Below are 20,015 nucleotides of genomic sequence, written 5' to 3'. Positions count from 1 at the left end.
GCTCTTCAGGGGCGCGGGGAACTGCGCGGCCAGCCACGACCGGCCGGCGCGTCGATTCCGCACCGTCCCCCCCCGCACCGTTGTCCCCGGGCACCGTTCCCCGCTCAACCCGCGGAGCGCTACGCGTCGTAGACGTCCGCCTTCCGAGGTGAAGGGTCCTGGACCGCGCCGCTGAGGAAGCCCGAACGGGCGCCGAACTTCTCGGTGTCCACGCCGTTCTCTTCGAGGACCTTGATCGCCGCCGCGTGGACCACCCGCAGGACCGGGGTGGCCGCGCGCAGCGCGTCGTCGGCCATGAAGCGGTGCCGCCACGGCTTGTCCGCCCAGGCGTGCCGCAGTCCGAAGGGCTCGGGCAGTCCCAGGGAGCCGCCGAGGAAGTCCAGGATCGGCGGATACCAGGTGAAGGGTGCGCGCGCTGCGAGCCGTACCACTTCGCCCGTTTCGACGAGCGGCAGATTGCGGGTCCTGGTCTCCCAGAACTTGATCGCCTTGGATATCTCCTTGGTCTTCGCCGCGGGGCCGCTCGTGAACAAGGGGTGCACCGGGCCCAGGGCGTGCCCCGTGACCTCGATGCGGAGCGTCTGGTGGAGCACGGTGACCGTGATGAGCATCGTGATCACCAACTGGCCGTCCCAGAGGGTGAACTGGACGCCCAGATAGTGCCGGTCGCCGCTGCCGAACTGCTGCTCGTTGCAGATGCGCTGTATCTCGTGGTTCTTGATCTGGAACGCGTCGACGTCCGTGCCCGACGGCCGGGACACCGCCTTCGCGCCCTCGCCGATGGGCGTCACGATCCAGTGCCGGATCGACGGGGTGGGGAAGCCGCCGGTGTGCAGCGGGCCGCGCTCCAGCATGCGGAGTTGGTCGTGCACCGAGCGGATGACGTCCCAGCTGCGGAACGGGTGGATCTCGGAGCCGGGCTCACGGGGCGTCAGATCCTCGGCGAGCTGCCAGCTTCCCCAGCGGGTGCCCATGCCGAGAATGCCCTTCGGGCCCGCGTAGAAGACCGAGTTGGACTGCTGCTCGGCGCTGAGCCGGGCCAGGCTCTGGCGGAGCTGTTCGGCCGCCGTCTGGTTCGGATCGGTGGGCACCGCCTCGGGGATCTTCGCGCCGATGCCGCCGCCCGACAGCAGGCTGTCCCAGCGCGCGCGCAGATCGCGCGCGGTCCGCTCGCAGATCTGCTTCGCCCAGAGCCAGCCGACGACCGGCATGACGACCGCGCCCCGCGTGTACCACGCCCAGAAGCCGTCGAAGGGGAGCCGGATCAGGAAGATCACGGCGAACACGGCCGCGGCCACCAGCACCGCGGTGGCCAGCGCGGACGCCCGCTTGTTGCTGCTCTTGTCGATCATCCTGCGGATCTGGAAGACCAGCAGCCACATCAGCAGGCCCGGCAGGAAGATCAGCCCGCAGAGCACCATGACGGCGGTCAGCCAACTGTCGCGCTCCTTGCGGATGCGGTTGGCCGCGAGGCAGTGCTCCACGACCGTCTGCGGCTCGATCCCGAAGGACTGGATGAGCGGCTTGCGGGCGCCGCCGAGCATCCGCAGTTGGACGGCGCGCGCGAACGCCTCACCGAGGTTCGGCTCGAAAAGCGTCGCCCACTTGGGCCCCTTCGAGACCGTCGACTGGTGCCAGTCGCTGTTGGCCTCAAGGATCTTGTCGACCTTGTCGTCGCGGTACGCCGCCGACGCCAGGGCCTGGGTCGCCGCGGTCTGGCCCGCCGAGCCCGCGAGCGGAACCTGTGCCCCGGGCCTGAAGTCGAATACGTCGTCCGCCACTGCCGCCCCCTCGCCGCCTGCACCCGCTGCTGCGGCTTTTCCCGACTTCCCCGGCCCGCACACCTGTTGATCCGGTGATCGACTTGATCAGGTCATCAGCGTATCCGGGGACACTGACATCCGTCAGCGGTACCGGGATCCGGACGCGGGACCGGACCCGCCCGCCGCGTAAGGAAGTTCGGCGGGCGGCACCGCATGCGGTCGCCGATGAGGTACGGGCCCGTGTGCCCGACTACCGGGTGTCCTGCCCCCGTTCGCTACGTGGTGTCCTGCGCCTGTTCCCGGATCCGTTCCGAAAGGTGGGCCGGCATCGGCTCGTGGCGGGCGTAGGCGCGGCTGAAGCGGGCGGTGCCGTGCGACAGCGACCGCAGGTCCACCGCGTACCGGCCGATCTCGATCTCCGGGACCTCGGCCCGTACGAGAGTGCGCCCGCCCGGTGCCTGCTCCGTGCCCACGACCCGGCCGCGCCGCCCCGACAGGTCGCTCATCACCGAGCCCACGTCGTCGTCGCCGATGAGGACCTGTACCTCCACGACCGGTTCCAGGAGGTGGATCGTGGCGTCCCCCGCGGCCTCCCGCAGGGCCAGCGCGCCCGCCGTCTGGAACGCCGCGTCCGACGAGTCCACCGAGTGCGCCTTGCCGTCGAGCAGCGTGACCCGGATGTCGATCAGCGGATAGCCCGCCGCGACGCCCTTCGCGGCCTGCGCGCGGATGCCCTTCTCGACGGACGGGATGAACTGGCGCGGCACCGCGCCGCCGACGACCTTGTCCACGAACTCGATGCCCGAGCCGCCGGGCAGCGGCTCCACCTCGATCTCGCAGATCGCGAACTGCCCGTGCCCGCCGGACTGCTTGACGTGCCGCCCGCGCCCCGCCGACCGGCCGGCGAACGTCTCGCGCAGGGACACCTTGTGCGGTATCACGTCGACCTGGACGCCGTAGCGGCTGCGCAGCCGCTCCAGGGCCACGTCCGCGTGGGCCTCGCCCAGGCACCACAGGACCACCTGATGGGTGTCCGGGTTCTGTTCCAGGCGCATCGTCGGATCCTCGGCGACCAGCCGCGAAAGGCCCTGCGAGAGCTTGTCCTCGTCGGCCTTGCTGTGGGCCTGGATCGCCAGCGGAAGCAGCGGGTCCGGCATGTCCCACGGCTCCATCAGCAGCGGGTCGTCCTTCGCGGACAGCGTGTCACCGGTCTCGGCGCGGTGCAGCTTGGCGACGCACGCCAGATCGCCCGCCACGCACTGGGCGAGGGAGCGCTGCTGCTTTCCGAAAGGCGCGGTCAGGGCGCCGACCCGTTCATCGGCCTCGTGCAGGTCGTACAGGTCGTGCGGGTCGAGCGCGGCCTGCCGGTCGCCGTTGCGCCGGTCCCCGTCGCCGTTCGCGTGGGCCCGGTCCGCCAGTCCGTGCCCGGAGACGTGCACCGTCTCGTCGGGGCGCAGGGTGCCCGAGAACACCCGTACCAGGGAGACCCGGCCCACGTACGGGTCGGACGCCGTCTTCACGACCTCGGCCACCAGCGGACCGTCCGGGTCGCAGTCGACGGGCGGGCGGGACGCGCCCCGCGTGGTGTACACCGCGGGCGTCGGGCGTTCCAACGGGGTGGGGAACCCTCCCGTGACGAGTTCCAGGAGTTCGACCGTGCCGAGCCCCTGCCTGGCGCCGTCCGCCGCGGGTGCCGCCGCGAGGACCGGATGGAACGCCCCGCGCGCGACGGCGCGCTCCAGGTCGTCCACGAGGGTCTTGACGTCGATCTCCTCGCCGCCGAGGTACCGGTCCATGAGGGACTCGTCCTCGCTCTCGGCGATGATTCCCTCGATCAGCCGGTTGCGGGCCTCCGCGAGGAGCGGTAGCTGTTCGGGGCCGGGCTCGGACTCCTTGCGCTCCCCGGACGCGTAGTCGAAGAGCCGCTGCGACAGGAGGCCGATCAGGCCAGTCACGGGCGCGTGCCCGTCCGGCGCCGGATCGCCGTGCAGCGGCAGGTAGAGCGGCAGTACCGCGTCGGGGTCGTCGCCGCCGAAGGTCTCCGCGCAGACGCGGGTCATCTCGTCGAAGTCGGCGCGGGCCGCCTCCAGGTGTGTCACGACGATGGCGCGGGGCATGCCGACGGCCGCGCACTCCTCCCAGACCATGCGGGTCGAGCCGTCCACGCCGTCCGCGGCCGAGACGACGAAGAGGGCCGCGTCCGCCGCGCGCAGACCGGCCCTCAGCTCTCCGACGAAGTCGGCGTATCCGGGGGTATCCAGAATGTTGATCTTGTACCCGTCCCAGGCGACGGGCACCAGGGAGAGCTGCACCGAGCGCTGCTGCCGGTGCTCGATCTCGTCGTAGTCCGAGACGGTGCCGCCGTCCTCCACACGGCCCGCCCTGTTCACCGCCCCCGCGGTCAGCGCGAGGGCCTCCACCAGTGTCGTCTTGCCCGATCCGCTGTGGCCGACCAGCACCACATTCCGTACGGACGCGGGGTGGTCGGCCGTTACCGCCCTGCCGGCGGCTCCGGGGTGTGCGTTCGCCTTGTCGCCCATGACTTGCCTCCCGAGGTCGTGCACGGTGAGGTCCCTGTGGGGCGCGGACACGCGAGGCCGCGTCGACGGCGGCTCCAGCGACGCCCGCGGTGCTTTCGAGCTTCGCACTCCCGTCATGGTGCGTCCATACGTCGTACGCGGCGAGAGGGGCACGGTGCCCGGCGGTCGCACCCCCGCGCGCGTGACTACGATGGGCCAGCCGGTGGCCAGTAGGGGCCGCGCGGCCCACCGACCCTCGGGAAGGCCATGCTGAACAAGTACGCGCGTGCTTTCTTCACGCGTGTTCTCACACCGTTCGCCGCGTTTTTGATCCGCCGGGGGGTGAGCCCCGACGCGGTGACCCTCATCGGCACGGCCGGGGTGGTGGCGGGAGCACTGGTCTTCTTCCCCCGGGGCGAGTTCTTCTGGGGAACCGTCGTCATCACGCTGTTCGTCTTCTCGGACCTCGTCGACGGCAACATGGCGCGCCAGCTCGGCCGCTCCAGCCGCTGGGGCGCCTTCCTGGACTCCACCCTGGACCGCGTCGCGGACAGCGCCGTCTTCGGCGGTTTCGCGCTCTGGTACGCGGGCAACGGCGACAACAACGTCCTGTGCGCGGTGTCGATCTTCTGTCTGGCCAGTGGCCAGGTCGTGTCGTACACCAAGGCGCGCGGGGAGTCGATCGGACTGCCCGTCGCCGTGAACGGTCTGGTCGAGCGGGCCGAGCGGCTGGTGATCTCCCTGGTCGCGGCCGGCCTGGCGGGCCTGCACGCGTTCGGTGTCCCCGGTATCCAGGTGCTGCTGCCGATCGCCCTGTGGGCCGTCGCCGTCGGCAGCCTGGTCACGCTCGTCCAGCGGGTCGTCACCGTCCGCAGGGAGGCCGCCGAGGCCGACGCCGCGACGCCCTCGCCGAGCAGCGGGGCGCCCTCGTGAGCCCTCTCGGTGAGCAGGTGACGGACCGGCTGTACGGACTCGGCTGGGCCACCGTCAAGCGACTGCCCGAGCCCGTCGCCGTCCGCCTGGGACGCACTGTCGCCGACGCCGCGTGGAAGCAGCGCGGCAAGGGTGTGCAACGCCTGGAGGCCAACCTCGCGCGCGTGGTGCCGGGCGCGAGCCCGGACGAGCTGGCCGCGCTCTCGCGCGCGGGCATGCGCTCGTACCTGCGCTACTGGATGGAGTCGTTCCGGCTGCCCGCGTGGAGCGCCGAGCGGATCAGGGGCGGCGTCGAGGTCAAGGACATCGACCGCCTGACGGACGGGCTCGCGTCCGGACGCGGCGTGATCCTCGCGCTGCCCCACCTCGGGAACTGGGACCTCGCCGGCGCGTGGGTCACCACGGCCCTGGAGACCCCCTTCACGACGGTGGCGGAGCGCCTGAGGCCCGAGACGCTGTACGACCGCTTCGTCGCCTACCGCGAGGGCCTGGGCATGGAGGTGCTGCCGCACACCGGCGGCGCCGCGTTCGGGACGCTCGCCCGGCGCCTGCGCGCGGGCGGCCTGGTCTGCCTGGTCGCCGACCGCGACCTGTCCGCGTCGGGCGTCGAGGTCGACTTCTTCGGGTCGGCCGCCCGGATGCCCGCGGGACCCGCACTGCTCGCCCAGCAGACCGGCGCGGTGCTGCTGCCCGTCACGCTCTGGTACGACGAGACACCCGTCATGCGGGGCCAGGTCCACGCACCCGTCGAGGTACCCGCGTCAGGTACGCGCGCGGAGAAGACGTCTGTCATGACACAGGCGCTGGCCGATGCCTTCGCCGCGGGGATCGCCGACCATCCGGAGGACTGGCACATGTTGCAGCGGCTGTGGCTCGCGGACCTCGATCCGGCGAAGGAGCCGGGCGCGGACACCGCGGAAGGGCCGGGCAAGGGGACGCCGTGAAGATCGGGATCGTCTGCCCGTACTCCTGGGACGTGCCGGGCGGCGTCCAGTTCCACATCCGGGACCTCGCGGAGCATCTGATCCGCCTCGGGCACGAGGTGTCCGTCCTCGCGCCCGCCGACGACGAGACACCGCTTCCGCCGTACGTCGTCTCGGCGGGCCGCGCCGTCCCGGTGCCCTACAACGGCTCCGTCGCGCGCCTCAACTTCGGGTTCCTGTCGGCCGCCCGGGTACGGCGCTGGCTGCACGACGGGACCTTCGACGTGATCCACATCCACGAGCCGGCCGCGCCGTCCCTCGGGCTGCTGGCGTGCTGGGCGGCCCAGGGACCCATCGTGGCCACCTTCCACACCTCGAACCCGCGCTCGCGCGCGATGGTCGCCGCGTACTCCATCCTCCAGGCCGCGCTGGAGAAGATCAGCGCCCGGATCGCGGTCAGCGAGTACGCCCGCCGGACCCTCGTCGAACACCTGGGCGGGGACGCGGTGGTCATCCCCAACGGCGTCGACGTCGACTTCTTCGCCGACGCCGAACCCCGCGAGGAGTGGCAGGGCGGCACCATCGGCTTCATCGGCCGCATCGACGAGCCCCGCAAGGGCCTGCCGGTGCTCATGAAGGCGCTGCCCCGCATCCTCGCCGAGCGGCCCGGTACCCGGCTCCTGGTCGCGGGGCGCGGCGACGAGAAGGAGGCCGTCGAGTCCCTGCCGCGCGAGATGCACGCGCGCGTGGAGTTCCTCGGCATGGTCAGCGACGTGGACAAGGCGCGGCTGCTGCGCAGCGTCGACCTGTACGTGGCGCCCAACACCGGCGGCGAGAGCTTCGGGATCATCCTGGTGGAGGCCATGTCGGCGGGCGCGCCCGTGCTCGCGTCCGACCTGGACGCCTTCGCGCAGGTCCTCGACCAGGGCGCCGCCGGTGAACTCTTCGCCAACGAGGACGCCGACGCCCTCGCGACCGCCGCGATCGCCCTCCTGGACGACCCGCAGCGCCGCAAGGAGCTGCGCGAACGCGGCAGCAAGCACGTCCGCCGCTTCGACTGGTCGACGGTCGGCGCCGACATCCTGTCCGTCTACGAGACGGTCACGGACGGCGCCGCCGCGGTCGCCGCGGACGAACGCACCACGGGTCTGCGGGCCCGCCTCGGCCTGGGACGGGACTGACAGTGACCACCACCCTGATCCTGATCGCGGTCGTCCTGTGCGCGATCGGGCTCTATCTGAGCTGGACCGCCGGGCGGCTCGACAGGCTGCACGCCCGGATCGACGCGGCCCGCGCCGCGCTCGACGCCCAACTGCTGCGCCGCGCGTCCGTCGCCCAGGAACTCGCCACCTCCGGCGTCCTCGACCCGGCCGCGTCGATCGTCCTGTACGAGGCGGCGCACGCGGCACGGCAGGCCGAGGAGGAGCAACGCGAGGTCGCCGAGAGCGAGTTGAGCCAGGCGCTGCGCGCGGTCTTCGGCGAGACCCAGCAGGTCGAGGCGGTCCGTGAGGCGCCCGGCGGCGAGGCCGCGGCGGGGGAGCTGGCGCAGGCCGTCCGCCGGGTCCCGATGGCCCGGCGCTTCCACAACGACGCGGTACGCGCCGCACGGGCCCTGCGCCGGCACCGCAAAGTGCGCTGGTTCCGGCTCGCCGGACACGCGCCGTTCCCGATGGCCTTCGAGATGGACGACGAGCCGCCGGTGGCCCTCGCGGACCGCGCGGGCGTGTAGCCGACACGTGGCGAAGGCGCGGAGCCGACACGTGGCCAAGGGGGCGGTGACCTGCGTCTCACGCGCGCGTAGGGGCGCGATAGGGCTTCCGGTGGGGGACGGGCAAAACGATCCACCGGCTGTTCATTGGCCCTTGTAGTGGACTGCCCGGCGAAGGTTTCCTCAGTCGTGCAGCAACCCTCGTCACAGAGTGAGGTCACCCGTGTCCAGCACGCTTCCCCGTAACGACCAGCCCACCGAGACCCCCGCCACCGGCACCGCGCGCGTGAAGCGCGGTATGGCGGAACAGCTCAAGGGCGGCGTGATCATGGATGTCGTCACCCCGGAGCAGGCGAAGATCGCCGAGGACGCGGGTGCCGTCGCCGTCATGGCCCTGGAGCGGGTCCCGGCGGACATCCGCAAGGACGGCGGCGTGGCCCGTATGTCCGACCCGGACATGATCGAAGGCATCATCGCGGCGGTCTCCATCCCCGTGATGGCCAAGTCCCGCATCGGCCACTTCGTCGAGGCCCAGGTCCTCCAGTCGCTCGGCGTCGACTACATCGACGAGTCCGAGGTGCTGACCCCGGCCGACGAGGTCAACCACTCCGACAAGTGGGCCTTCACCACCCCCTTCGTCTGCGGCGCCACCAACCTGGGCGAGGCCCTGCGCCGGATCGCCGAGGGCGCGGCCATGATCCGCTCCAAGGGCGAGGCCGGCACCGGCAACGTCGTCGAGGCCGTCCGCCACCTGCGGCAGATCAAGAACGAGATCGCCCGGCTGCGCGGCTACGACAACAACGAGCTGTACGCCGCCGCCAAGGACCTGCGCGCCCCCTACGAGCTGGTCAAGGAGGTCGCCGAGCTGGGCAAGCTCCCGGTCGTCCTCTTCTCGGCCGGCGGTGTCGCGACCCCTGCCGACGCCGCCCTGATGTGCCAGCTCGGCGCCGAGGGCGTCTTCGTCGGCTCCGGCATCTTCAAGTCCGGCGACCCCGCCAAGCGCGCCGCCGCGATCGTGAAGGCGACCACCTTCTACGACGACCCCAAGATCATCGCGGACGCGTCCCGCGACCTCGGCGAGGCCATGGTCGGCATCAACTGCGACACCCTCCCCGAGGCCGAGCGCTACGCCAACCGCGGCTGGTAGCCACCCATGCCCGACGCACCCGTCATAGGCGTTCTGGCCCTCCAGGGCGACGTACGGGAACACCTGATCGCCCTGGCCGCGGCCGACGCCGTGGCCAGGCCGGTCCGGCGGCCCGAGGAGCTGACCGAGATCGACGGCCTGGTCATCCCGGGCGGCGAGTCCACCACCATCTCCAAACTGGCCGTCCTCTTCGGCGTGATGGAGCCCCTGCGCGCGCGTGTGCGCGAAGGCATGCCCGTCTACGGGACCTGCGCGGGCATGATCATGCTCGCCGACAAGATCCTCGACCCGCGCTCGGGCCAGGAGACGTTCGGCGGCATCGACATGATCGTCCGCCGCAACGCCTTCGGCCGGCAGAACGAGTCCTTCGAGGCCGCGGTCGACGTCACAGGCGTCGAGGGCGATCCTGTGGAGGGAGTGTTCATCCGCGCTCCCTGGGTGGAGTCCGTCGGCGCCTCCGTCGAGGTGCTCGCCGAACACCGGGGCCACATCGTCGCCGTACGCCAGGGCACCGCCCTCGCCACCTCGTTCCACCCGGAGCTGACCGGGGACCACCGTGTCCACGGGCTGTTCGTCGACATGGTGCGCGAGAACCGGATGCCGCGATCCTTGTAGGATCTCCGGAGTTCGTACAGAGACGGGTTACGCGAAGGAGACAGGCAGATGTCCGGCCACTCTAAATGGGCCACGACGAAGCACAAGAAGGCCGTGATCGATGCCAAGCGCGGCAAGCTCTTCGCGAAGCTGATCAAGAACATCGAGGTCGCGGCGCGGATGGGCGGCGTCGACCTCGAAGGCAATCCGACGCTGTACGACGCCGTGCAGAAGGCCAAGAAGCAGTCGGTCCCGAACAAGAACATCGACTCCGCGATCAAGCGCGGCGGCGGTCTCGAAGCGGGCGGCGCCGACTACGAGACGATCATGTACGAGGGCTACGGCCCCAACGGGGTCGCGGTGCTCATCGAGTGCCTCACCGACAACCGCAACCGCGCCGCGTCCGACGTCCGGGTCGCGATGACCCGCAACGGCGGCTCGATGGCCGACCCGGGCTCCGTCTCGTACCTCTTCCACCGCAAGGGCGTCGTCATCGTCCCCAAGGGCGAGCTGGCCGAGGACGACGTCCTGGGTGCCGTGCTCGACGCGGGCGCCGAGGAGGTCAACGACCTGGGCGAGTCCTTCGAGGTGCTGAGCGAGGCGTCCGACCTGGTCGCCGTGCGCACCTCGCTCCAGAACGCCGGGATCGACTACGACTCGGCCGAGGCCAACTTCGTCCCGACCATGCAGGTCGAGCTGGACGAGGAGGGCGCCAAGAAGATCTTCAAGCTGATCGACGCCCTGGAGGACAGCGACGACGTGCAGAACGTCTTCGCCAACTTCGACGTCTCGGACGAGATCATGGAGAAGGTCGACGCCTGACGCGGGCTCAAGTCGCGTACCTGGACGGGCCGAAGGGGACACGCCCCCGTCGGCCCGTCCGCGCGTTGTCGGTGCGAGCCGATAGCCTGCACAAACAGGTGAGCGAAGGAGGGGGTGGGCATGCGCGTCCTCGGCGTGGACCCGGGGCTGACCCGGTGCGGCATCGGCGTCGTGGAAGGGGTTCCCGGACGTCCGCTGACGATGCTCGGCGTCGGCGTGGTGCGCACCCCGTCGGACGCCGACGTCGGACCCCGGCTCGTCGCCGTCGAAGCGGGCATCGAGCGGTGGCTCGACGAGTACCGGCCCGAATACGTGGCCGTGGAGCGGGTGTTCAGCCAGCACAACGTACGGACGGTGATGGGCACCGCCCAGGCCAGCGCCGTCGCCATGCTCTGCGCGTCCCGGCGCGGCCTGCCCGTCGCCCTGCACACGCCCAGCGAGGTCAAGGCCGCCGTCACCGGCAGCGGTCGCGCCGACAAGGCACAGGTCGGCGCCATGGTGACCCGGCTGCTGCGGCTCGACGCACCGCCGAAACCGGCCGACGCCGCCGACGCGCTCGCCCTCGCCATCTGCCACATCTGGCGGGCCCCCGCCCTCAACCGCCTCCAGCAGGCGCACGCGGCGGCCCGCAAGGCACCGACAACCGTACGGAAGGTCACCCGATGATCGCGTTCGTCAGCGGCCAGGTCGCCGCGCTCGCCCCCGACACCGCGGTGGTCGAGGTCGGCGGTATCGGCATCGCCGTCCAGTGCGCGCCGAACACCCTCTCCACCCTGCGCCTGGGACAGCCGGCGAAGCTCGCCACCTCGCTCGTCGTGCGCGAGGACTCCCTCACCCTCTACGGCTTCGCGGACGACGACGAGCGGCAGACCTTCGAACTGCTCCAGACCGCCAGCGGCGTCGGCCCCCGGCTCGCCCAGGCCATGCTGGCCGTGCACAGCCCCGACGCCCTGCGCCGCGCCGTCAAGACCGCCGACGAGAAGTCCCTCACCGCCGTCCCCGGCATCGGCAAGAAGGGCGCCCAGAAACTCCTCCTGGAGTTGAAGGACCGCCTCGGCGAACCCCTCGGCACGGCCACCGGCGTCGGCGCCCCCGTCACCACCGGCTGGCGCGACCAACTGCACGCCGCGCTCATCGGCCTCGGGTACGCGACCCGCGAGGCCGACGAAGCGGTCACCGCCGTCACCCCGCAGGCCGAGGCCGCCGACGGCGCCCCCCAGGTGGGACAGCTCCTGAAGGCCGCGCTCCAGACCCTCAACCGGACCCGCTGAGCAGCGACCCGCCGACCCCCGCCGACCATCCGTAAGACCGCCCCACCGACCCGCGAGGCACACCTGATGAACTGGGACGAGACGCCCTCCGAGGGCGCCGACGCCTCCGACGCGGCCGGGACGGCCGACGCCGACCGGCTCGTCGGCGCGTCCGCCGACCGCGAGGACCAGGCCGTCGAGGCCGCGCTGCGCCCCAAGGACCTGGACGAGTTCATCGGCCAGGAGAAGGTCCGCGAACAGCTCGACCTCGTCCTGCGGGCCGCCCGCGCGCGCGGGGCCACCGCCGACCACGTGCTGCTCTCCGGCGCCCCCGGCCTCGGCAAGACCACCCTCTCGATGATCATCGCCGCCGAGATGGGCGCCCCGATCCGCATCACCAGCGGCCCCGCCATCCAGCACGCGGGCGACCTCGCCGCCATCCTGTCCTCGCTCCAGGAGGGCGAGGTCCTCTTCCTCGACGAGATCCACCGGATGTCTCGGCCCGCCGAGGAAATGCTCTACATGGCCATGGAGGACTTCCGCGTCGACGTCATCGTCGGCAAAGGCCCCGGCGCCACCGCCATCCCCCTCGAACTGCCCCCCTTCACCCTCGTCGGCGCCACCACGCGCGCGGGACTCCTGCCACCCCCGCTGCGCGACCGCTTCGGCTTCACCGCCCACATGGAGTTCTACGAGCCGGCGGAGCTGGAGCGGGTCGTCCACCGCTCCGCGAGCCTCCTCGACGTGGAGATCGACACCGAAGGCGCCGCCGAGATCGCCGGACGCTCCCGCGGCACCCCCCGTATCGCCAACCGCCTGCTGCGTCGCGTACGGGACTACGCCCAGGTGAAGGCCGACGGCGACATCACCCGCGACATCGCGGGCGCCGCACTCGCCGTGTACGAGGTCGACGCCCGCGGACTCGACCGGCTCGACCGCGCCGTCCTGGAGGCCCTGCTGAAACTCTTCGGCGGCGGGCCCGTCGGCCTGTCGACCCTCGCCGTCGCGGTCGGTGAGGAGCGCGAGACCGTCGAAGAGGTCGCCGAACCGTTCCTCGTCCGCGAGGGCCTGCTCGCCCGCACCCCCCGTGGCCGGGTCGCCACCCCCGCGGCCTGGGCACACCTCGGCCTCACCCCACCACCCCGGGCCCCCGGCGGAAACGGACAAGCGGACCTGTTCGGGGCGTGACGGCCAAGGTACTCTCCGGGTCAGGAACCCCGGTGCCATGCTGAGCGTTGTTCCATCCGTGCGGACTCGCTTAGACTCCGCCGATGCCGCCCTTGCACGACGGTGTACACAACCCCCGACCACCAGGCCGCTCAGCAGCGCGGTCGCTTGAAGGAAGTTCCGACCCGTGAGTCTCGTGACCCTCCTCCCGTTCATCGTGCTCATCGGGGCCATGTTCCTGATGACCCGGTCCGCCAAGCGCAAGCAGCAGCAGGCCAGCCAGATGCGGGACCAGATGCAGCCCGGATCCGGCATCCGAACGATCGGCGGCATGTATGCCACGGTCAAGGAGGTCAGTGACGAAACGGTCCTCGTCGAAGCGGCCCCGGGCGTCCACCTGATCTTCGCCAAGAACGCCATCGGTGCCGTCCTGGAGGACGACGAGTACAACCGCATCGTTCACGGCACCACCGAGGACCTCGACGTCGACGGCTCTCTCGTGCCGGACGACGCCTCCTCCCTCACGGAGAGCGACGAGCACGCCGACGCTCCCGCCGACCCCGACGAGGCGCGCGTCGACTTCGACAAGAAGGACGACGCCCCCGCGGAGGCCGGCGAAGCCACCGCCGCCGCCGACAAGGCCGACGCGGACGAGACCGCTGACAAGGCCGTCGCCGACAAGGCGGAGCCGAAGAAGACCGACGGCGAGTCCGACGCGAAGTAGCCACGACCGGAGACCGCGGCGCGCCCGCTCCTGCGCCGCTGTCCCCGGACCGTGCGGGTTTCGCGCCGTATCTCCAGACCAGTGACCGGCCGCAGGCGCCCACCCCGCGCGAAGCGGCCGAAGAGGGAGAACGAGAAGGTGGCAGCACCCAAGAAGGGCCGGAGTTCGAGCGCCCAGAGCAGGCCGGGACGCTCACTGGTCCTCATCCTGATCGCCATCGTGGCGCTCACCGGGGGGATGTTCCTTTCGGGGCACAACACCCCACGCCTCGGCATCGACCTCGCCGGCGGTACGAGCATCACGCTCAAGGCGAAGAACGAGCCGGGCCAGAAGAACGCGGTCAACAAGACCAACATGAACACGGCCGTCGGCATCATCGAGCGCCGTGTCAACGGCCTCGGTGTCTCCGAGGCCGAGGTGCAGACCCAGGGCTCCGACAACATCATCGTGAACATCCCCAAGGGGACGAACGAGAAGCAGGCCCGTGAGCAGGTCGGCACCACCGCCCAGCTCTACTTCCGGCCCGTTCTGACCCTCGCGGCCGGCGCGCCCACGCCCGACCCCTCCGCCAGCCCGTCCGCCTCCTCGTCGGGCGACAAGGCCACCTCCTCCGGCACGCCGTCGGCGAAGCCGTCCGACTCCGGCAGCCCGTCGTCGAGCGCCACCACGCAGGGCCGCGCCGTCACCGGCGCCCTGAAGGCCGACGCCTCGCCGACGCCCGGTGCGTCGGACAGCGCCGACCCGTCCGCGACGCCGTCGAGCGACCCGGCCACCGACGCCGCCGCGGCCAAGCTGGAGCAGGAGTTCACCGCGCTCGACTGCACCAACACCGAGGCGCGCGCCAAGGCCGGCGAGGGCGTCAAGCCCGAGGACCCGACCGTGGCCTGCGGCAAGAACTCGCAGGGCCAGTGGCAGAAGTACATCCTTGGCCCGGCCGAGGTCGAGGGCACCGACGTCAAGGGCGCCAAGGCCGTCTTCGACACGCAGGGTGCCGCGGGCTGGAAAGTCACCATGGACTTCACGGGCAAGGGCTCGGACAAGTTCGCGAAGATCACCGGTGCGCTCGCCGCGAAGCAGTCCCCGCAGAACCAGTTCGCCATCGTCCTCGACCGCGAGGTCGTCTCCGACCCGTACGTCAACCAGGCGCTGACGGGTGGCAACGCCGAGATCTCCGGCAGCTTCGACCAGCAGTCCGCGCAGGACCTGGCCAACATGCTGTCCTACGGCGCCCTGCCCCTGACGTTCGAGGAGCAGAGCGTCACCACCGTCACCGCGGCCCTCGGCGGCGAGCAGCTGCAGGCGGGCCTCATCGCCGGTGCCATCGGCATCGCGCTCGTCATCATCTACCTGGTCGTGTACTACCGCGGCCTGTCCCTCATCGCCATCGCCTCGCTGCTGGTCTCCGCGGCCCTGACGTATGTGCTGATGTCGCTCCTCGGCCCGGCGATCGGCTTCGCGCTGAACCTCCCGGCGGTCTGCGGCGCGATCGTCGCGATCGGTATCACAGCGGACTCGTTCATCGTGTTCTTCGAACGGATCCGGGACGAGATCAGGGAGGGCCGCACCCTGCGGCCCGCCGTCGAGCGCGCCTGGCCGCGCGCGCGGCGCACCATCCTGGTCTCCGACTTCGTGTCGTTCCTCGCCGCCGCGGTGCTGTTCGTCGTCACCGTCGGCAAGGTCCAGGGCTTCGCGTTCACGCTCGGCCTGACCACCCTGCTCGACGTCGTGGTGGTCTTCCTGTTCACGAAGCCGCTGATGACGCTGCTCGCCCGCAAGAAGTTCTTCGCCAGTGGCCACTCCTGGTCGGGCCTCGACCCGCAGCGGCTCGGTGCCAAACCACCGCTGCGCCGTACCCGTACCGCCGCCCCCGTCGACCCGAAGGAGGCGTGACATGTCGCGACTCGGCCACATGGGCGCCAGGCTCTACCGCGGCGAGGTCGGCTACGACTTCGTCGGCAAGCGCAAGATTTGGTACGCGGTCTCGATCCTCATCACCATCACGGCCATCGTCGGCCTCGCGGTCCGCGGCCTGAACATGGGCATCGAGTTCCAGGGCGGCGCCGTCTTCACCACCCCGAAGACCAGCGTCTCGGCCTCCGACGCCGAGCACACGGCTTCCACGGTCTCCGGGCACGACGCGATCGTGCAGGAGCTGGGCACCGGCGGCCTGCGCATCCAGATCAGCGGCGTGGACACCGCCAAGTCCGACCAGATCAAGGCCGAGCTGTCCAAGGAACTCGGCGTCAAGTCGGACGACATCAACGCCGACCTGGTCGGCCCCAGCTGGGGCGAGCAGATCGCCAACAAGGCCTGGACCGGTCTCGCCGTGTTCATGGTCCTGGTGGTGATCTATCTGGCGATCGCCTTCGAGTGGCGCATGGCCATCGCGGCACTGATCGCCCTGATCCACGACATCACCATCACTGTCGGGGTCTATGCCCTGGTCGGCTTCGAGGTCACCCCGGGTACGGTGATCGGTCTGCTGACCATTCTTGGATATTCGCTCTACGACACGGTGGTCGTCTTCGACTCCCTCAAGGAACAGTCGAAGGACCTCACCAAACAGACCCGCTGGACCTACAGCGAGGTCGCCAACCGCTCCATCAACAGCACCCTGGTCCGGTCGATCAACACCACGGTCGTGGCGCTGCTGCCGGTCGCGGGCCTGCTGTTCATCGGCGGCGGTGTCCTCGGCGCGGGCATGCTCAACGACATCTCGCTGTCACTGTTCGTCGGCCTCGCCGCCGGCGCGTACTCGTCGATCTTCATCGCCACGCCGCTCGTCGCCGACCTCAAGGAGCGCGAGCCGCAGATGAAGGCCCTGAAGAAGCGGGTCCTCGCCAAGCGCGCGGCAGCCGCCAGGGACGCCGAGACCGCGCGGGTGCGGACGCCGCAGGACGGCGAGCCGGACGACGGGCTCGATGACGCCGGTCCCGACGATGACGACGGAGCGGCGCCCGCCGTGGTGGGCCCGCGCGGGCAGCGCACCCAGCCCTCCTCGCGCGGCCGGGGCCGTGGCCGGCCCTCGGGGAAGCGCCGATGACCGGGATCAGTGACCTGCTGCTGAGCCGTATCCGCGACGTCCCGGACTATCCGGAGCCGGGCGTGGTGTTCAAGGACATCACGCCGCTCCTCGCGGACCCGGCGGCGTTCACGGCGCTCACCGACACCCTGGCGGACATCACCGTCCGCCAGGGCGCCACGAAGATCGTGGGCCTGGAGGCCCGCGGCTTCATCCTGGGCGCCCCGGTCGCCGTCCGCGCGGGCGTCGGCTTCATCCCGGTCCGCAAGGCGGGCAAGCTCCCGGGCGCGACGCTCAGCCAGACCTACGACCTGGAGTACGGCTCGGCGGAGATCGAGGTGCACGCCGAGGACCTGTCGGCGGGCGACCGCGTCATGGTCATCGACGACGTCCTGGCCACCGGCGGCACCGCCGAGGCCTCGCTGTCCCTGATCCGCCGTGCGGGTGCCGGGGTCGTCGGGGTCGCGGTCCTGATGGAGCTGGGCTTCCTCGGCGGCCGTGCCCGTCTGGAACCGTCACTCGGTGGCGCACCGCTGGAGGCCCTGATCACCCTCTGACCGAGGTGCTCGTACGCACGCGAGGCGGGTCCCGGAGGAATCCGGGGCCCGCCTCCCGCGTTTCACCCGTACGAGCCGTCACAGCGGCCCCCACAGCGGCTCCCACAGCGGTGGTGAGCGGCCCTCTCTCCCGCCGAAGGGGAGCCGATCGCCCGAGGTCGATACCATGGGCTCTCCGGGGCCTGACCGGGGGACCCGGATCGCGCACGAGGAGCGCCCTTGCCAGACGAGGCCCAGCCACTTGCCGCCAAGCCCGATCAGCAGGCAGCGGCGCCCGTAACCGCCCCCGTCAAGCACGCGGAGAACGCGCAGCACGGGACGCCCGTGGAGCACACACGGAGCGACCAGGCGGTGGAGCCGTCACGTCCGAAGCCGGCCGCGGCCGAGGGCCCGGCCGCCCCGGCGCCCCCCGCTCCCGAGGCCGCGTCTCCCGCCACCGCCCCGGCACCCGCTCCCGGCACCCCTGCCGCCAAGCCCCCGGCCCGATCGGGCGGCAGCGGCCAGTCGACACCGCGCTCGGGCTCGTCCAACCGTGTACGGGCCCGGCTCGCCCGTCTCGGTGTGCAGCGCTCCAACCCGTACAACCCGGTGCTCGAACCTCTGCTGCGGATAGTGCGCAGCAACGATCCGAAGATCGAGACGGCGACCCTGCGCCAGATCGAGAGCGCCTACCAGGTCGCCGAGCGCTGGCACCGGGGCCAGAAGCGCAAGAGCGGCGACCCGTACATCACGCACCCGCTCGCCGTGACCACGATCCTCGCCGAGCTGGGCATGGACCCGGCGACCCTGATGGCCGGTCTGCTGCATGACACCGTCGAGGACACCGAGTACGGCCTGGACACCCTGCGCCGCGACTTCGGCGACACCGTCGCGCTCCTCGTCGACGGCGTCACCAAGCTGGACAAGGTCAAGTTCGGCGAGGCCGCGCAGGCCGAGACCGTGCGCAAGATGGTCGTCGCCATGGCGAAGGACCCGCGCGTCCTGGTGATCAAGCTCGCCGACCGCCTGCACAACATGCGCACCATGCGCTACCTCAAGCGCGAGAAGCAGGAGAAGAAGGCCCGCGAGACCCTGGAGATCTACGCCCCGCTGGCCCACCGGCTGGGCATGAACACCATCAAGTGGGAGCTGGAGGACCTCGCCTTCGCGATCCTCTACCCGAAGATGTACGACGAGATCGTGCGGCTCGTCGCCGAGCGTGCCCCCAAGCGGGACGAGTACCTGGCCATAGTGACCGACGAGGTCCAGGCCGACCTGCGCGCCGCTCGGATCAAGGCGACCGTCACGGGCCGCCCGAAGCACTACTACAGCGTCTACCAGAAGATGATCGTCCGCGGCCGTGACTTCGCGGAGATCTACGACCTGGTGGGCATCCGGGTCCTCGTCGACACCGTCCGCGATTGCTACGCGGCCCTGGGCACCGTCCACGCGCGCTGGAACCCCGTTCCCGGGCGCTTCAAGGACTACATCGCGATGCCCAAGTTCAACATGTACCAATCGCTGCACACCACGGTGATCGGGCCCAACGGCAAGCCCGTCGAACTCCAGATCCGCACCTTCGACATGCACCGCCGCGCCGAGTACGGCATCGCCGCGCACTGGAAGTACAAGCAGGAAGCGGTCGCCGGGGCCTCCAAGGTGCGCACCGACGCGCCCCGCGGCTCGGCGGGCAAGTCCGGCAAGGACAGCGCCGCCGTCAACGACATGGCGTGGCTGCGGCAGCTCCTCGACTGGCAGAAGGAGACCGAGGACCCCTCCGAGTTCCTGGAGTCCCTGCGCTTCGACCTCTCCCGCAACGAGGTCTTCGTCTTCACGCCCAAGGGCGACGTGATAGCGCTGCCGGCCGGCGCGACCCCCGTCGACTTCGCGTACGCCGTGCACACCGAGGTGGGCCACCGCACCATAGGGGCCCGCGTCAACGGCCGTCTGGTCCCCCTGGAATCGACGCTGGACAACGGCGATCTGGTGGAGGTCTTCACCTCCAAGGCGCCCGGCGCGGGACCCTCACGCGACTGGCTCGGCTTCGTCAAGTCGCCCCGCGCCCGCAACAAGATCCGCGCCTGGTTCTCCAAGGAGCGGCGCGACGAGGCCATCGAGCAGGGCAAGGACGCCATCGCGCGCGCGATGCGCAAGCAGAACCTGCCGATCCAGCGCATCCTGACCGGCGACTCCCTCGTCACCCTGGCGCACGAGATGCGCTACCCGGACATCTCCTCGCTGTACGCGGCGATCGGCGAGGGCCATGTGGCCGCGCAGAACGTCGTACAGAAACTCGTCCAGGCCCTCGGCGGCGAGGAGGCGGCCAACGAGGACATCGCCGAAAGCGCACCTCCCGCGCGCGGGCACGGCCGCAAGCGCCGCTCCAACGCCGACCCGGGTGTCGTCGTCAAAGGCGTCGACGACGTGTGGGTCAAGCTGGCCCGCTGCTGTACGCCGGTGCCGGGCGACCCGATCATCGGGTTCGTCACCCGGGGCAGCGGGGTCTCGGTGCACCGCGCGGACTGCGTCAACGTCGAGTCCCTGTCCAAGCAGCCCGAGCGGATCCTGGACGTCGAGTGGGCGCCCACCCAGTCGTCGGTGTTCCTGGTCGCCATCCAGGTCGAGGCGCTGGACCGCTCCCGGCTCCTGTCGGACGTCACGCGCGTCCTGTCGGACCAGCACGTCAACATCCTGTCCGCGGCCGTCCAGACCTCCCGTGACCGCGTGGCCACCTCCCGCTTCACCTTCGAGATGGGCGACCCCAAGCACCTGGGGCACGTCCTGAAAGCGGTGAGGGGAGTGGAGGGCGTGTACGACGTGTACCGGGTGACGTCGGCCCGCAGGCCGTGAACCGCACACTCCACAGATGAGGGTGGCCCCGGTGCACTGTGCACCGGGGCCACCCTC

16 protein-coding genes and 1 pseudogene are annotated in these 20,015 nt (G+C 71.0%); 15 read left to right on the top strand and 2 right to left on the bottom strand.

Annotated elements, in window-relative coordinates; translation table 11 throughout:
* Nucleotides 1-119 precede the first annotated feature (119 nt).
* Nucleotides 120-1,781, bottom strand: coding sequence for a hypothetical protein (locus ACIQNU_RS23055; protein ID WP_401369435.1), 1,662 nt, complete (start codon nt 1,779-1,781; stop codon nt 120-122).
* 257 nt (nt 1,782-2,038) lie between these two features.
* Nucleotides 2,039-4,303 (bottom strand): elongation factor G-like protein EF-G2, encoded by a 2,265-nt coding sequence (locus ACIQNU_RS23050; RefSeq protein ID WP_401369432.1) that lies wholly within the window; start codon nt 4,301-4,303, stop codon nt 2,039-2,041.
* 190 nt (nt 4,304-4,493) lie between these two features.
* Between ACIQNU_RS23050 and pgsA the strand changes: the two are divergent.
* From pgsA to ACIQNU_RS22975, 15 genes and pseudogenes are all read left to right on the top strand, one after another.
* Nucleotides 4,494-5,215 (top strand): annotated as a pseudogene (gene pgsA, locus ACIQNU_RS23045) (phosphatidylinositol phosphate synthase).
* The gene (locus ACIQNU_RS23040) at nt 5,212-6,159 is read left to right on the top strand and encodes a phosphatidylinositol mannoside acyltransferase (RefSeq protein ID WP_401369430.1); all 948 of its coding nucleotides are present in this window, start codon (nt 5,212-5,214) and stop codon (nt 6,157-6,159) included. The pseudogene pgsA and the gene ACIQNU_RS23040 overlap by 4 nt, the downstream one beginning before the upstream one ends.
* The gene (locus tag ACIQNU_RS23035) at nt 6,156-7,319 is read left to right on the top strand and encodes a glycosyltransferase family 4 protein (protein ID WP_401369427.1); all 1,164 of its coding nucleotides are present in this window, start codon (nt 6,156-6,158) and stop codon (nt 7,317-7,319) included. The genes ACIQNU_RS23040 and ACIQNU_RS23035 overlap by 4 nt, the downstream gene beginning before the upstream one ends.
* A gap of 2 nt (nt 7,320-7,321) precedes the next feature.
* Nucleotides 7,322-7,867, top strand: a complete 546-nt coding sequence (locus ACIQNU_RS23030; RefSeq protein ID WP_401369424.1) for a hypothetical protein — start codon at nt 7,322-7,324, stop codon at nt 7,865-7,867.
* 202 nt (nt 7,868-8,069) lie between these two features.
* On the top strand, nt 8,070-8,993 hold the full coding sequence (gene pdxS, locus ACIQNU_RS23025; protein WP_401369421.1) for a pyridoxal 5'-phosphate synthase lyase subunit PdxS: 924 nt from the start codon (nt 8,070-8,072) through the stop codon (nt 8,991-8,993).
* Between the two features lie 6 nt (nt 8,994-8,999).
* On the top strand, nt 9,000-9,608 hold the full coding sequence (gene pdxT / locus ACIQNU_RS23020) for a pyridoxal 5'-phosphate synthase glutaminase subunit PdxT (protein WP_401369418.1): 609 nt from the start codon (nt 9,000-9,002) through the stop codon (nt 9,606-9,608).
* Nucleotides 9,609-9,656: 48 nt separating this feature from the next.
* A complete protein-coding gene (locus tag ACIQNU_RS23015; RefSeq protein ID WP_401369415.1) occupies nt 9,657-10,409 on the top strand; it encodes a YebC/PmpR family DNA-binding transcriptional regulator in 753 nt (250 codons plus the stop codon).
* Nucleotides 10,410-10,529: 120 nt separating this feature from the next.
* The gene (ruvC, locus tag ACIQNU_RS23010; protein ID WP_401369412.1) at nt 10,530-11,075 is read left to right on the top strand and encodes a crossover junction endodeoxyribonuclease RuvC; all 546 of its coding nucleotides are present in this window, start codon (nt 10,530-10,532) and stop codon (nt 11,073-11,075) included.
* Nucleotides 11,072-11,680, top strand: a complete 609-nt coding sequence (ruvA, locus tag ACIQNU_RS23005; RefSeq protein WP_401369409.1) for a Holliday junction branch migration protein RuvA — start codon at nt 11,072-11,074, stop codon at nt 11,678-11,680. Before ruvC ends, ruvA begins: the two co-directional genes overlap by 4 nt.
* Nucleotides 11,681-11,746: 66 nt before the next feature.
* On the top strand, nt 11,747-12,847 hold the full coding sequence (ruvB, locus tag ACIQNU_RS23000; RefSeq protein ID WP_401369406.1) for a Holliday junction branch migration DNA helicase RuvB: 1,101 nt from the start codon (nt 11,747-11,749) through the stop codon (nt 12,845-12,847).
* A gap of 166 nt (nt 12,848-13,013) precedes the next feature.
* Nucleotides 13,014-13,550, top strand: a complete 537-nt coding sequence (yajC, locus tag ACIQNU_RS22995; protein WP_401369404.1) for a preprotein translocase subunit YajC — start codon at nt 13,014-13,016, stop codon at nt 13,548-13,550.
* Between the two features lie 138 nt (nt 13,551-13,688).
* Entirely contained in the window at nt 13,689-15,440 is a 1,752-nt protein-coding gene (gene secD / locus ACIQNU_RS22990; RefSeq protein ID WP_401369401.1) for a protein translocase subunit SecD, read from the top strand.
* Nucleotide 15,441: 1 nt separating this feature from the next.
* Nucleotides 15,442-16,593: a protein translocase subunit SecF gene (gene secF / locus ACIQNU_RS22985; RefSeq protein WP_401369398.1), complete on the top strand. Its 1,152-nt coding sequence runs from the start codon at nt 15,442-15,444 to the stop codon at nt 16,591-16,593.
* Nucleotides 16,590-17,129 carry an adenine phosphoribosyltransferase gene (locus ACIQNU_RS22980; RefSeq protein ID WP_401369395.1) on the top strand — a complete coding sequence of 180 codons (540 nt, stop codon included), beginning with the start codon at nt 16,590-16,592 and terminating at the stop codon, nt 17,127-17,129. Before secF ends, ACIQNU_RS22980 begins: the two co-directional genes overlap by 4 nt.
* A gap of 219 nt (nt 17,130-17,348) precedes the next feature.
* Nucleotides 17,349-19,958: a RelA/SpoT family protein gene (locus tag ACIQNU_RS22975; protein WP_401369393.1), complete on the top strand. Its 2,610-nt coding sequence runs from the start codon at nt 17,349-17,351 to the stop codon at nt 19,956-19,958.
* The last annotated feature ends 57 nt before the right edge of the window (nt 19,959-20,015 follow it).

The organism is Streptomyces sp. NPDC091292 (assembly GCF_044757265.1).
In the GTDB taxonomy this organism is placed as follows: domain Bacteria; phylum Actinomycetota; class Actinomycetes; order Streptomycetales; family Streptomycetaceae; genus Streptomyces.
This window is presented reverse-complemented; position numbering and strand designations above follow the sequence as displayed.

Coding starts and splice junctions, on each gene's coding strand:
- ACIQNU_RS22980 (WP_401369395.1), top strand. CDS start 16,590: ATGACCGGGATCAGTGACCTGCTGCTGAGCCGTATCCGCGACGTCCCG.
- ruvB (WP_401369406.1), top strand. CDS start 11,747: ATGAACTGGGACGAGACGCCCTCCGAGGGCGCCGACGCCTCCGACGCG.
- ACIQNU_RS23050 (WP_401369432.1), bottom strand. CDS start 4,303: ATGGGCGACAAGGCGAACGCACACCCCGGAGCCGCCGGCAGGGCGGTA.
- ruvA (WP_401369409.1), top strand. CDS start 11,072: ATGATCGCGTTCGTCAGCGGCCAGGTCGCCGCGCTCGCCCCCGACACC.
- ACIQNU_RS23015 (WP_401369415.1), top strand. CDS start 9,657: ATGTCCGGCCACTCTAAATGGGCCACGACGAAGCACAAGAAGGCCGTG.
- ruvC (WP_401369412.1), top strand. CDS start 10,530: ATGCGCGTCCTCGGCGTGGACCCGGGGCTGACCCGGTGCGGCATCGGC.
- secF (WP_401369398.1), top strand. CDS start 15,442: ATGTCGCGACTCGGCCACATGGGCGCCAGGCTCTACCGCGGCGAGGTC.
- pdxT (WP_401369418.1), top strand. CDS start 9,000: ATGCCCGACGCACCCGTCATAGGCGTTCTGGCCCTCCAGGGCGACGTA.